This is a genomic window from Venatoribacter cucullus (assembly GCF_016132445.1).
GTDB lineage: Bacteria > Pseudomonadota > Gammaproteobacteria > Pseudomonadales > Oceanobacteraceae > Venatoribacter > Venatoribacter cucullus.
The window spans coordinates 1839667-1852912 of sequence record NZ_CP046056.1 but is presented as its reverse complement, the minus strand read 5'-3'; the positions used below and the strand labels follow the sequence as shown (position 1 = coordinate 1852912).

Below are 13246 nucleotides of genomic sequence, written 5' to 3'. Positions count from 1 at the left end.
ATTATCTTTGCCGGCCCGTCATCGACGGGCCTTTTTTTTAGCTTTTTTTGCTTATTTCTGAACAATAAAACCACAGTGTTCACTTTGTGGATTCGCCTTCTTTTTTGTCCTTTGCTTTTATAAGGTCTTTCATCTTTAATAAAAACCGGTACAAATTGTATGGGTATCGCCGGGGCGATGTGCCCGGCATTGAAAGCAATAACAACAATATACAGAGCACGGCCGGCGCGCGGCAGCGTGCAGACTAAGGAGTGGCGCATGCGGGTTAACACACCGGTAACCGGGCAGGAAATTGAAGTCTCTGCCGGAGCAAACATTCTGTCGACCACCGACGCCAGCGGACACATCACTCATATCAATGAGGAATTCGTCGCCATCAGCGGCTTTTCCCGTGAGGAGTTATTGGGCCAGGCGCACAATATTGTGCGCCATCCGGATATGCCACGGGCGGCTTATCTGCAGATGTGGCAGCGCCTGCAGCAGGGAAAAAGCTGGCTGGGTGCGGTCAAAAACCGCTGTAAAAACGGCGATTATTACTGGGTGCGGGCCTATGTGATTCCGATTCTCGATAACGCCGGTAATATTCTGGAACTGCAATCCATCCGAGCCTGGCTGGAAACACCGGCGCGTCAGCGCGCCGAGCGTCTGTATGCGGGCATCAGTAAGAATCAGCCTGGCCATGGGCCGTTACCGCCACTGGCGCTGCGCCGGGCGTTACCCTTATCGCTGCGGCTGGCGTTGCTGGCGCTCTTTGTTCCGGTCACCGGTGCTCTGCAATTACTCACTGGGCCGCTGTGGCAGGTGTTATTGCTCTGGACCCTGATGGGGGCGGCCGCGGCCGGTGCCAGCTGGTGGCTGATGGCGCCCTTCCGGCGCACAGTACGTCGGGCCCGCAGTCTTATTGATGATCCGCTGGCCGAGCAGGTGTTTACTGGTCGCTGCGATGATATCGGCAGTATTGAACTGTCCCTGACGGAACAGCAGGACGAAATGGCCGCCGTACTGAAACGCTTCTGTGATCTGGTCAGCCGGCTGGAGCAGGGCGTGGATACCGTCAGCAGCAACAGCGAGCAGGCGCAATCCAGCGTGCATCAGCAGTCGTCCTCTACCGATTCCATTGCCGCCGCCTGTGAACAGATGACGGTGGTCGACAATGAAGTGGCGGAACAGGCCGGCAGCATGCTGGAACGTATCCGCGCTGCCCATCAGCGTGTCGCCCGCAGTCAGGAGCTGGCGCGCGACACCTGCAGCGGCATGGATAAACTGACCCATGAATTACAACAGACCACCCGGTCTATTGAGCATCTGGTGCAGGTCAGCCATGAGGTAACCGATGCCCTCAGTGTGATTGGCGAAATCACCGAACAAACCAATTTGCTGGCGTTGAACGCCTCCATCGAAGCCGCCCGCGCCGGTGAGGCCGGTCGCGGTTTTGCCGTAGTGGCCGATGAAGTGCGGGCACTGGCGCTGCGCACCCGCTCATCGACCGAACAGATCCGCAGCACCCTGGAAAGCTTTACCGCTACGGTTAGTGAAGCCACGGCGGCCATGGCCCGCTGTGATCAGCACGCTGCCAATGCGGCGCATAACGCCACCGATTCTGACCACACCCTGGCGGAAGCCGCCAGTTACTTTGATCAGATCGCCGACGCCTGCGGCCAGACTGCCACCGCCGTCGAACAGCAGCGGGTGGCTTCGGCCGATATCGCCGATAAAGTCGTGGACATCAGCCGGCTGGCGCAGCAGGCCTGCAGTCTGACCAGCGGCGTGGGGTCTGCGGTGACTGATCTGACCGGGCAGATCCGCCAGGTGCGCTCGTTAATTCAGCGATTACGGGCGGTTACTGAGGAAAGCCTGGCCAGCTGATTGCCAGCAACCCGTGCAAATGGCTAGAATGGCGGCCTCCGCAGGAGAGAGAGGCCGCCCGGCCTCCGCCGAAGGCGCAAACTCCCATAAACGCTCAGGCTGCAGGACTGTGGATATCAACATCGCCATCTGGAGAGAGGTGCGCAAGCACCCACCGAAGGAGCAAGCTGTACCGCATGGGTGGTACGGTCAAACTCTCAGGTAAGCAGGACAGGGGGAGTGGCAGCTTTATATACAGGGTTCTGTATGCTGACCATTATCTATCTGATCGCCATTACCGCTGAAGCCATGTCCGGCGCCTTAACCGCCGGTCGCCGCAATATGGATATGTTCGGCGTTGCCTTTATTGCTTTCCTTACCGCCCTGGGTGGCGGCACCGTACGCGACATTCTGCTGGGTAATTATCCCGTTACCTGGACGCAGCACTCCATGTACATATATCTGGTCATTTCCGCAGGTCTGGCCACTATGGTGATTGCGCGTTTTATGCACCGCCTGCATCAGTTGTTTCTGGTGCTCGACAGCATGGGCCTGATCGCCTTTACCATCATTGGTTGTAACGTCGCGCTGGGGCTGGATTACGATACCCCGGTGGTGATTATGTCGGGCATGATTACCGGTATTTTTGGTGGCATTCTGCGCGATGTGCTCTGTGGTTCCACCCCGCAGGTGTTGCGCGAAGAACTCTACGCCAGCGTGTCGTTGCTGGTCGCCATTCTGTATTTAACCCTGCAGGAACATCACGCCGATCCCGATATTAACCTGCTGGCGTCTTTCTCCGCCGGTCTGCTGTTACGCATGGCGGCCATTCGCTGGAAATGGTCGCTGCCGGTGTTTTCCTACTCGCCCGAACGCTGGAAAAGCTGACGCCGCATTACCGCGTCAGCCTGGCGTATTCAGGCGCTGGCCAGCTGGTGTTCTTCACCCTGGTAATAGCCTTCCACGCGCGGGTTCATCACTTTGAACCACAGCGGCGGAATCAGTGCCAGCACCACCATGGCGGCGTAACCGCTGGGTAACTGCGGGCTTTCATCATGGTGGCGCAGCACCTGATAGCGGCGTTTCGGGTAGGCATGGTGGTCCGAATGGCGCTGCAGCTGGAACAGAAACAGATTGGTGAGCAGGAAGTTGCTGTTCCAGGAGTGCTGGATATCCGGTCGCTCGTAGCGGCCACTCTCCAGTTTGCGGCGGTGCAGGCCGTAATGCTCCACATAGTTGATCACTTCCAGCAGTGAGAAGGCGAAGAAGCTCTGCGCCACGAAGTACAACACCCCCATCCAGCCCCACAGCAGCCCACAACCGGCGGTCATCAGCAGGCTCAGGCCGTACCACCAGAGCAGTTCATTGCGCCAGCTGACGGCAGAGAAACCTTTGTGCTGCAGACGCTTGGCTTCCAGTTTCCAGGCATTGAGGAAATTATGCAGATAAGCCTGGGGCAGAAACGCATACAGGCTCTGGCCGTAGCGGGAAGACGAAGCATCTTCCGGTGTGGATACATGCACATGATGGCCGCGCACGTGCTCTACTTTAAAGCCGGCATAGCACACCGAAGCCAGCAGGGCGCCACCGGCCCACTGCTCCAGGCGTGGATCCTTATGGATCAGTTCGTGGCCAACATTAATGGCGACAATGCCGCCGACGGTACCGACCGACAGCAGCCAGCCCAGTTGCCCCACCCAGCTCATCTCTGTGGTCATAAACACATGACCGGCCCAGACAATGGTCGCCAGTTGCATCGGCAGGCACAGCAGCGTCAGCACCCGGTAGAATTTCTCCTCGCTTAAACGCGGTACTTCCTGCTGTTCGTCCGGATTCACCGGATCCTGGCCGACCAGATGATCCAGCAGCGGGATCAGACCGAAGACAAACCCCAGTACCAGAAAGGCAAACAGATCGGGGTAACCGAAGTGCTGCCACAGCCATTGCGACAGCAACAGTAAAGCGGGTGGAATCACCACCAGCAGATAAGCGTATTTTTTAACGGTAATCATCCAGTGGCTGTGGCCGGCAGATGGCATAGCGAAGTCCTCTTACTTGTTATTTTGTAGGATTGTCTGACAATTTAAGAGGTCGGCAGAACTCAGGCAAGGGTTGATTCCAGCCAATCGGACCTACCCGGCGCTTCGCTATAGTGTGCTAAGATCGCTGTCGTTTTTTTCGCTACGGAATCACCACAGCATGAGCTTAATGGCTACTGAAAGCCTGTCCGGGCAAATCGCCCGGCATCTGGCCAATCGCATTATTCAGGGCGAATTAGCGCCGGGTGAGCGTATTCAGGAAGGCCGGGTGGTGAACGAACTGAACGTCAGCCGCGGTTCGGTGCGCGAGGCGTTACTGCTTCTGGAAAAACGTCATCTTATTAATATCCTGCCGCGCCGGGGTGCGGTGGTGGCGCAGCTTACCGGGCAGCATATTCATAGCTTGTATGATCTGTACGTCACCTTACTGATTATGCTGGCGCAAAAAGTGGCACAGCACTGGAATGAGCAGAGCATTCAGCCGCTGATCGAACAGGTGCAGCGTATTCAGAGCCTGCGTACCGGCCAGGATAAAGCCGGTTTTATTGAGGCGGGCTTTGGCCTGATGCAGCAGGCGCTGGTTTTGGCAGACAACCCCTATCTGGCGCAGATACTGAATGACCTGCAGCCGGCCATTCACCGCACCTACGCACTGGCGGTGCGGCATTCGCCCGGCGAAACCGAATACGCCAGCCGCTTTTTTGCCGGCCTGATGGACGCCGTACTGAAACGTGAACCGCAGAATATTCCGGCGGTTGTGGAAACCTATGGTCAGCATCAGCGCGCGCTGGTACTGGCCGCACTGGCACAGGAGCAGACGCATGCGTCTTAAGGCCATCAAACTCGCCGGCTTTAAATCTTTCGTGGACCCCACCACCGTCCCGTTCAATACCAATATGACCGGTATTGTCGGCCCCAACGGTTGCGGCAAATCCAACACCATCGACGCGGTACGCTGGGTAATGGGCGAGAGCTCGGCCAAATACCTGCGTGGCGATGCCATGACCGACGTTATTTTCAACGGCTCGTCAGAACGTAAGCCGGTCGGCAAAGCCAGTGTCGAGCTGGTGTTCGATAACAGCGACAAAACCCTCAAAGGCGAGTACGCGGCCTACAACGAAATCAGCCTGCGCCGGCAGGTGTCGCGCGATGGCCAGTCGCTGTATTTCCTCAATGGCACTAAGTGCCGGCGTAAAGACATCACCGATATTTTCCTCGGTACCGGCCTGGGGCCGCGCTCCTACGCCATTATCGAACAGGGCATGATCTCGCGCCTGATTGAAGCCAAGCCGGAAGAATTGCGGGTGTACGTGGAAGAAGCCGCCGGCATTTCCAAATACAAAGAGCGCCGCCGCGAAACCGAAAACCGCATGCGCCGTACTCACGAAAACCTTGAGCGTCTGCAGGATATCCGCGAAGAGCTGGAGCGCCAGTTATCGCACCTGCAACGCCAGGCCCAGGCGGCGGAAAAATACAAAGAACTGAAAGCGCAGGAACGGCAGAAAAAAGCCCAGCTGCAGGCGCTGAAATGGCAGGCACTGGATGCCGACTACCGCGAACGCGAACTGCAGATTGCCCGCCACGAAACCCGTTTTGAAGAGCAGATGGCGGCCCAGCGGGCTGCCGATGCCGCCATTGAAGGACTGCGGCTGGACCATCAGCAGCGCAGCGACGAGTTCAATCAGGCGCAAAGCAAGTATTACGAAGTCGGCGCCCAGATCGCCCGCCAGGAACAGAAACTGGAGCATCAGGCGCAGCTGAGCCTGCAGCTCGACCGCGATCTGGCCGATGCCGAAAAAGCCATTTTTGACAGCCAGCGGGCGCTGGAAGAAGACCAGCTGCAACGGGAAACCCTGAGCGAAGAACTGATGATGCTGGAGCCGGAGCTGGAGATGCTGCTGGCCGAGCAGGAAGAATCGGCGCTGCATCTGCTGGAAGCCGAAGAAGCCCAGGCCCGCTGGCAGGACGACTGGGATGCCTTCACCCAGCGCGCCAGCGAACCCACCCGTCAGGCGGAAGTGGCGCAAACCCGCATGCAGGCCACCGAGCAGCAACTGGCGCGCCTTGATCAGCAGATCCGCCGCCTGCAGGAAGAATTACAGCAGCTGCAGGACAACCCCGAGCGGGAAGAAATCCAGTTGCTGGCCGAAGAAGTCAGCGAGCAGGAACTGCAGGCCGACAGTCAGCAGGAGCGGCTGGACACCCTGCAGGAACAGACGCAAAGCGCCCGTGAACAGCTGGAAGCCCTGCGTACCCAGCGTGACGACGGCAAAGCCCGTCTGAGCCAGATGCTCAACCGCAAAGCCACCCTGGATGCCCTGCAAAAAGCCGCGCTGGGGCAGGGCAGCGAAGCCGTCAGCCACTGGTTGGAAAGCCATCAGCTGGCACGCAAACCGCGGCTGGCCGAACAGTTACAGGTGGAAGCCGGCTGGGAACGGGCAGTGGAAACCGTGCTGGGCAATTATTTGCAGGCGGTGATGATTGACCAGCTCGATCCGGCGCAGCATTGGCTGGGCAGTTTTAAAGAAGGCCAGCTGACCCTGTGGCAGAACCAGCCAACCAGTGGGAACACCGCGGCGCCCGGCTCGCTGCTGGCGAAAGTGCAGAGCAAACAAGATATCAGCGGCCTGCTGGCCGGGGTGAAAACCGCTCCCGATCTGGCCCAGGCGCTGGCCATGCGCAGCGCAATCAGTGCGCAGGAATCGGTGATTACCCCGGATGGTATCTGGCTGGGCCGCAGTTGGTTGCGCGTGGCCCGCGCTGCCGATGGCGAAGGCGGGGTGCTGGCACGCCAGCAGGAACTGGAGGTGCTGGACGACCAGATTGAAGAACTCGACATTCAGGTGGAAGAATGGGATGCCGATCTGGACGCCGCCCAGCTGCGTCAGCGCTCGCTGGAACAGCAGCGCGATACGGCCCAGCGCGAACAGCAACAGGTAGCGCAGAAACTCATTACTCTGAAGTCGCAGCTGTCGGGCAAACAGGCGCGGGCGGAACAGTTTGCCCTGCGTGGCGATAAGCTGCGCACCGAGGTGGCCGAGCTGCAGGAACTGCAAGCGCTGGAGCGCGAGCAGCTGGAAGTGCTGCGCCTGCAATGGCAGGAGGCCATGAGCGCTATCGACACCGACACCGATGAGCGTGAGCGGTTACAAACCCGCCGCCAGCAGGTACAGCAACAACTGGAACAGGCGCGCCAGGAAGGCCGCGCGCAGCAGGACCGTACCCATCAGCTGCAGTTGAAAGTACAAACCCTGAAAAGCCGTGAGCAGGGCCTGCAGCAGGCCATCAGCCGGCTGGCGGAGCAGATGCAGCGGCTGCAGGAGCGTAAAGCCCAGATTCTGGCCAACCAGAACCGTGACCACAGCGCTGATCTGGACGAACTGAAATTACAACTGGAAGAAATGCTTGAACGGCGGATGGATGCCGAACAGCGGATGCAGGCGGCCCGTCATGCGCTGGAAGCGGTCGACAGCCAGTTACGGCAGCTGGAACAGGCCCGTGCCGAAGCCGAAAACAACGCGCTGGCGGTGCGCAACGAACTGGAAAAAGTGCGCATGGAATGCCAGGCGCTGGATATCCGTCGTCAGGCCTTAATCGAACAGCTGCAGGAAGAAAAACTGACCCTGAAAGACGTGCTGGAGAATATGCCGGAAGAGGCCAACGCCGCTGACTGGCAGCAGGAGCTGGAGCGTATCGGCGAGCGGATTCAGCGGCTGGGTGCCATCAACCTGGCGGCCATTGAAGAATACCAGGTGCAGTCCGAACGCAAGGTGTATCTGGATGCCCAGAACGACGATCTGCAGAAAGCCCTGACCACCCTGGAAGGGGCGATTGCCAAGATTGACCGTGAAACCCGCACCCGTTTCAAAGAAACCTTCGACAAAATGAACGCCGGTCTGGCCGAACTGTTCCCGAAAGTCTTTGGCGGTGGCCATGCCTGGCTGGAACTGACTGACGAAGACATGCTGAGCACCGGCGTGGCCATTATGGCGCGTCCGCCGGGCAAGAAAAACAGCACCATTCATCTGCTCTCCGGGGGTGAAAAAGCGCTGACCGCTATCGCCCTGGTGTTCTCCATCTTCCAGCTCAATCCGGCGCCATTTTGCATGCTGGATGAAGTGGACGCACCGCTCGACGATGCCAACGTCGGCCGTTATGCGCGGCTGGTGAAAGCGATGTCGGAAAAAGTGCAGTTTATCTACATCACCCACAACAAGATCGCCATGGAAATGGCCTCGCAGCTGATGGGCGTGACCATGCACGAGCCCGGGGTATCGCGGCTGGTGTCGGTGGATGTGGAAGAGGCGGCCGAACTGATTGACCAGTAAACGCTGGTCAGAGCGGGCCAGGCGGTAAAGTTGCTGCCGATTTCGTCGCAGACACTGCCCGTAACGCTTTTCCCCCGCTACAATGGGCGGCACTTTGACGAATTTTTGGCAATACCGGTGTCATACAAGCGGTTAGTGGTGTTGCTGTGCAAATAATGATGAGGTTTTGAAGAACATGGAATGGAGCTGGCGTACTGTCCTGATCCTGTTGGCATTGCTGCTGGTCGCGGGCATTGTCTTTGACGGCTTGCGCCGGATGCGCAAGGCCCGTGCCGAAGCGCTGCGTCTGGATGTCGATCCCGGCCTCAGCAAGGCGTTCAGCCACGATCAGCATAATCCGGAATTACCCGGTGGTTTCCGGGTACTCGGAACGTCTGCCGCGGCTGCAGAACCTCCGCAGCAAACCGTTCAGAAACCGGTCCAGGAACCGGTCGCTCCGGTCGCCAGTAAACCGCGCGCCGAGCCAGCGTTCAGCGCACTGGATAACAGCGAAACGGATGAGCCGGTTATCCCGTGGGAAGATGATCTGGGCCCGGTGCGGGTTATCCCCAAAACCGAAGTCAGCCTGGCGGAACAACCTCTGCCCCATGCTGTGGCGCAGGATCTGGATATTCCCCCATCCGCCCTGATACCAAAAGCCCGGCCGGTCAACCTTGATGAGCAGGTACCGGTATTGCTGGATGTGGAAGAGCTGGGGGCGGAAGAAAACAGCACTCCCGTTATTACCAGCGCCGCAGCGTCCGCAGAGCAGCCGGCAGCGGCCATGGATGACCCGGTTCAGGATGCAGAACAAGATGCACAAACCGCCGATCAGGGTGCAGAAGCCGTTGAGCCAGAGGCCGAAAACGCAGAGCGGGATGCAGAAAACGCAGAACAGAATGCAGCCGCTGCCGATAAATCTGCAGACGATGCTGCCCGCCAGGAAGCCCTGCAGGAAACGCCCGCCATGGCTGACGAAGTGGATGAAATACCCGAGCAACTGGCGGTGCAGCCGGTGAATTTTGCCAGCCCGGAAGCGGAAAAACTCAGCGATCGCGCCGCCCCGGAAGTGGTGCTGGAAATTCATTGTATTGCCCGGGATCCGGCCGGTTTTTCCGGTAAAGATATTTTATTCCTGTTTAACAGCTGCGATTTACGCTTCGGCGAAAAAGACATTTTTCACCGCTATGAACAACCGGACGGTAAAGGCTGTATTCAGTTTTCGGTGGCGCAAAGTTTTAACCCCGGTATTTTTGTGCCGGCGGCCATGGCCCAGCAGCATTTCCGTGGTTTAAGCTTTTTTATGAGTCTGCCCGGTGCGCACAAACCGCTGGAAGCCTATGAGGCCATGTCCGGCATGGCCTTAGTCGTGGCGCGGCAATTACAGGCCGATTTATTCGATGGTGCCCGCAGTGCGTTAACGCACCAGACCATTGAACACGACCGCCAGCAGATTATTGATTTTGATCGCCGGCAGCGTTTGCTGGCGAAAAAACAAGCCCGATCCTGACGTAGGGAGCCTCTGAATAACTTTGCGCAGCTCTGCGCAAGTCTTTCCGGACAGCAGAGTAAAGCGACGGGTGCAGAGAATGGCGAGTTCTTTTCAGGTTCGTCAGTACCATTATGCAGGCCGACAAGTTGCGCCCTGCGGGGATTGCAGGAAAGCCCTGACCCGGTGTCGCCGGCTTTTGCCAGAGCCCGCTATGCCTGCAACCCGGCTTCGTGATTCAGAGCTTTCCTGCAACCCAGAGCAGGCACCGAGTTATTCAGAGGCTCCCTATGACCACACAAAACGATTTATTTGCAGAGGAGCCGCAGGGCTCCTCTGGCGTTTCCGCTATCGCTGCCGCCGCCCGCATACAGGCGCTGCGCAACGAGATTAATCAGCACAATATCCGCTATTACGTTAACGACGAACCGTCCATTCCGGATGCCGAATACGACCGTTTAATGCGTGAATTGCAAAGCCTGGAACAGCAGCATCCGCAATTGATCAGCGCCGATTCCCCGACTCAGCGGGTCGGTGCCAGTCCGCTGAAACAGTTCGCTGAAGTGGTGCATGAACTGCCGATGCTGTCGCTGGATAACGCTATGAATGCCGAAGAATTTGTGGCCTTTTATCAGCGTGTGCAGGATCGCTTAAAAAGCACTGGGGATATTGAACTGGCCTGTGAACCCAAGCTCGATGGGCTGGCCGTCAGTCTGCTGTACGAGCAGGGTAAATTAGTGCGCGCTGCCACCCGTGGCGATGGCCAGACCGGCGAAGACATTACCCAGAATGTGCGCACCATTAAAAATATTCCGCTGGTGTTGCAGGGCGATTTTCCCGCCCGTATTGAAATACGCGGCGAGGTCTATATGCCGCGCGCTGGCTTTGAGGCATACAACGATAAGGCCCGGGCGAACGGCGAAAAAGTCTTTGCCAATCCGCGCAACGCCGCGGCCGGATCATTACGCCAGTTAGACCCGGCCATTACCGCCAAACGTCCGCTGGAGTTCTGCGCTTACAGCATCGGTGTGGTCAGCGACGATAAACCGCTGGCCGATACCCACAGCGGCATTCTGCAACAGGTAAAGGGTTTCGGCATCCGCATTAATGAAGAAATGCGGGTTGTACAGGGGCTGGCCGCCGCGCAGGAATTTTTTGCCGGCCTCGGTGCAAAACGCGACGCTCTGGCTTATGAAATTGACGGCACGGTGTTTAAAGTCAACGACCTGAAACTGCAGCAGCAGCTGGGTTTTGTTGCCCGCGCACCGCGCTGGGCGGTGGCCTGGAAATTCCCCGCCACCGAAGAAATGACTGAATTATTAGGCGTGGATTTTCAGGTTGGCCGCACCGGTGCGCTAACGCCGGTGGCGAGGCTAAAGCCGGTGCACGTGGCCGGTGTAACCGTTTCCAATGCCACTCTGCACAACATGGATGAAGTGCAGCGGCTGGGGGTAAAAATCGGTGATACCGTGATTATCCGCCGCGCCGGGGATGTGATTCCGCAGGTGGTGTCGGTGGTGCCGGAAAAACGTCCGGCCAATGCCGCTGACATTGTGCTGCCGTCCTCTTGCCCGGTCTGTGCGTCGCTGGTGGAAAAGGTCGAAGGCGAGGCCGTGGCCCGCTGTACCGGCGGTCTGTTCTGTGCCGCCCAGCGTAAAGAAGCCATTAAACATTTTTCCTCACGCAAGGCGCTGGATATTGAAGGCCTGGGCGATAAATTAATTGAACAGCTGGTGGATGAAGGCTTAATCGACAGCGTCGATGATTTATTTCATTTAACCCTGGAACAACTGGCCGGGCTGGAGCGCATGGCGGAAAAATCGGCGCAGAATATTCTTGATGCGTTGGCCGCTGCCAAAAAGACCACGCTGGGCCGTTTTATTTATGCCCTCGGCATCCGTGAAGTCGGTACCGTAACCGCTAACCAGTTGGCGGCGCATTTCGGCTTTCTCGACCGCATTATGGCCGCCAGCACCGAACAGCTGCTGGAAGTGCCGGATGTCGGTACGGTGGTGGCAGCGCATGTGCATAATTTTTTTGCCGAACCCCATAACCGCCGCATTATTGAGCAGCTGCAACGCGCGGGGGTGAGCTGGCCAGAGCAGGAACCGGTGCTGGCGGATGATTTGCCGTTAAGTGGCAAAACCGCGGTCATTACCGGCACGCTGGTGGCCAGTGGCATGAGCCGCGATGACGCTAAAGCCTTGCTGGAACAACTGGGCTGCAAAGTAGCCGGCAGTGTCTCGGCGAAAACGGATTTTCTGGTGGCTGGGGAAAAGGCGGGTTCTAAATTAACCAAAGCCCAGAGCCTTGGGGTCGAGGTGCTGGATGAAGCGGCTTTTTTAGCTTTATTGGCGGAACATGGACTGCAGCCAGGTTGAGTGGCGGAGGTAGTTGCCCAGAAATGAGAGGCCTAACGGAAAAAGTGCGACGCGTGACAATATAAACAGAGACGCAAAAAAAACGCCGCAATTGCGGCGTTTTTTTATTAAAACCAGCTGCTTATTTATTCGCGGTCAGTTTCAGTTCACGCTGGTTATCCATGGCGCGCAGGAACGCAACAATGGATTTGGTGGTTTTTTCATCCAGCTCACGACCCAGCTGGTACATGGCCATTTCTTTTACCGCTACGTCCAGCGTGGCGGCTTTGCCGTCGTGGAAGTAAGGGGCGGTGGAGCCGATGTCACGCAGGGCCGGTACTTTAAAGACGTACATATCCGCCGGGTTGTTGGTTACTGCAAAACGACCTTTGTCGGCCGTGTTCGGGTACGGCTTAACCAGCCCCATTTTCTGATACATATGGCCACCCAGCAGCGGGCCGGTGTGGCAAGCAATACAACCGGTGCTGATAAAATCCTGCATACCCTGCAGTTCAGCCTGAGTCAGTGCTTTGTTGTCACCTTTGAGGAAATCGTCGAAACGATCTTTGGTGATCAGGGTGCGCTCAAAGGCCGCGATGGCTTCGGCGACGTTGTCGTAAGTTAAGGCATCCGCAGAACCGAATACAGCTTTGAAGTCAGCTTCGTAGCCCGCTTTTTTCAGGTTGCTGACGGCAGTGGCTTCATCCGGAATAGCCATTTCCACCGGATTCAGGATCGGGCCTTTGGCCTGTTCTTTCAGGTCTGCCGCACGGCCGTCCCAGAACTGCGCCAGATGGAAACCGGCGTTCCAGGAAGTCGGAGAGTTGCGGTCACCGAATTTACCTTCGATGGCACCGGGAGAAACCGGGTTGCCATCATCACCGCCCAGCTTGCCATCGATACGGTGGCAGGTGTTGCAGGACTGGGTGCCGTTAATGGACAACGCGGTTTCAAAGTAGAGTTTTTCACCCAGCGCGATTTTGGCCGGAGTGTCTTTTTCACTGCCGGGCATGGCCGCCGGCAGCGGTTTAAAGAAGTTATTGGCCTGGGCACGCATGGCGTTCGGGTCCAGAGCAGCGGCAGAAACTGCCTGAGTAGCCAGCAGTGCGGCGGCACCGGTCAGGCTCAGCAAATGACGGTTTAAAGACATAGTTCCATCCAATCGGTTGCGGTTGGTTATTGGTTTTCGGTTCGGCGTATCTTAAT

The 13246-nt window shown here is 57.7% G+C and carries 8 protein-coding genes and 1 riboswitch; of the genes, 6 read left to right on the top strand and 2 right to left on the bottom strand.

The features are described from left to right. Positions 1-258 precede the first annotated feature (258 nt). Complete coding sequence (locus GJQ55_RS08830) at positions 259-1866, top strand: methyl-accepting chemotaxis protein (RefSeq protein ID WP_228344607.1); 1608 nt, start codon at positions 259-261, stop codon at positions 1864-1866. Positions 1867-1985: 119 nt separating this feature from the next. After that, positions 1986-2090, top strand: a riboswitch (glycine riboswitch). 22 nt (positions 2091-2112) lie between these two features. Continuing rightward, positions 2113-2733: a trimeric intracellular cation channel family protein gene (locus GJQ55_RS08825; RefSeq protein WP_228344606.1), complete on the top strand. Its 621-nt coding sequence runs from the start codon at positions 2113-2115 to the stop codon at positions 2731-2733. 29 nt (positions 2734-2762) lie between these two features. Here GJQ55_RS08825 and GJQ55_RS08820 read toward each other — a convergent pair whose 3' ends face one another. Next, on the bottom strand, positions 2763-3884 hold the full coding sequence (locus tag GJQ55_RS08820; protein ID WP_228344605.1) for an alkane 1-monooxygenase: 1122 nt from the start codon (positions 3882-3884) through the stop codon (positions 2763-2765). Positions 3885-4044: 160 nt separating this feature from the next. On the opposite strand from GJQ55_RS08820, the gene GJQ55_RS08815 reads away from it, so the two are divergent. From GJQ55_RS08815 to ligA, 4 genes are all read left to right on the top strand, one after another. Then, positions 4045-4716: a GntR family transcriptional regulator gene (locus tag GJQ55_RS08815; RefSeq protein ID WP_228344604.1), complete on the top strand. Its 672-nt coding sequence runs from the start codon at positions 4045-4047 to the stop codon at positions 4714-4716. Further along, the gene (gene smc / locus GJQ55_RS08810; protein WP_228344603.1) at positions 4706-8212 is read left to right on the top strand and encodes a chromosome segregation protein SMC; all 3507 of its coding nucleotides are present in this window, start codon (positions 4706-4708) and stop codon (positions 8210-8212) included. The genes GJQ55_RS08815 and smc overlap by 11 nt, the downstream gene beginning before the upstream one ends. A gap of 175 nt (positions 8213-8387) precedes the next feature. After that, positions 8388-9701 carry a cell division protein ZipA gene (locus GJQ55_RS08805; protein WP_228346771.1) on the top strand — a complete coding sequence of 438 codons (1314 nt, stop codon included), beginning with the start codon at positions 8388-8390 and terminating at the stop codon, positions 9699-9701. A gap of 269 nt (positions 9702-9970) precedes the next feature. Then, positions 9971-12061, top strand: coding sequence for an NAD-dependent DNA ligase LigA (ligA, locus tag GJQ55_RS08800; protein WP_228344602.1), 2091 nt, complete (start codon positions 9971-9973; stop codon positions 12059-12061). A 121-nt stretch (positions 12062-12182) separates the two neighbouring features. Here the strand turns inward: ligA and GJQ55_RS08795 are convergent, their stop codons facing one another. Next, positions 12183-13190 carry a cytochrome-c peroxidase gene (locus GJQ55_RS08795; protein ID WP_228344601.1) on the bottom strand — a complete coding sequence of 336 codons (1008 nt, stop codon included), beginning with the start codon at positions 13188-13190 and terminating at the stop codon, positions 12183-12185. Positions 13191-13246: the final 56 nt, after the last annotated feature.

Coding starts and splice junctions, on each gene's coding strand:
- GJQ55_RS08830 (WP_228344607.1), top strand. CDS start 259: ATGCGGGTTAACACACCGGTAACCGGGCAGGAAATTGAAGTCTCTGCC.
- GJQ55_RS08825 (WP_228344606.1), top strand. CDS start 2,113: ATGCTGACCATTATCTATCTGATCGCCATTACCGCTGAAGCCATGTCC.
- GJQ55_RS08820 (WP_228344605.1), bottom strand. CDS start 3,884: ATGCCATCTGCCGGCCACAGCCACTGGATGATTACCGTTAAAAAATAC.
- GJQ55_RS08815 (WP_228344604.1), top strand. CDS start 4,045: ATGAGCTTAATGGCTACTGAAAGCCTGTCCGGGCAAATCGCCCGGCAT.
- smc (WP_228344603.1), top strand. CDS start 4,706: ATGCGTCTTAAGGCCATCAAACTCGCCGGCTTTAAATCTTTCGTGGAC.
- GJQ55_RS08805 (WP_228346771.1), top strand. CDS start 8,388: ATGGAATGGAGCTGGCGTACTGTCCTGATCCTGTTGGCATTGCTGCTG.
- ligA (WP_228344602.1), top strand. CDS start 9,971: ATGACCACACAAAACGATTTATTTGCAGAGGAGCCGCAGGGCTCCTCT.
- GJQ55_RS08795 (WP_228344601.1), bottom strand. CDS start 13,190: ATGTCTTTAAACCGTCATTTGCTGAGCCTGACCGGTGCCGCCGCACTG.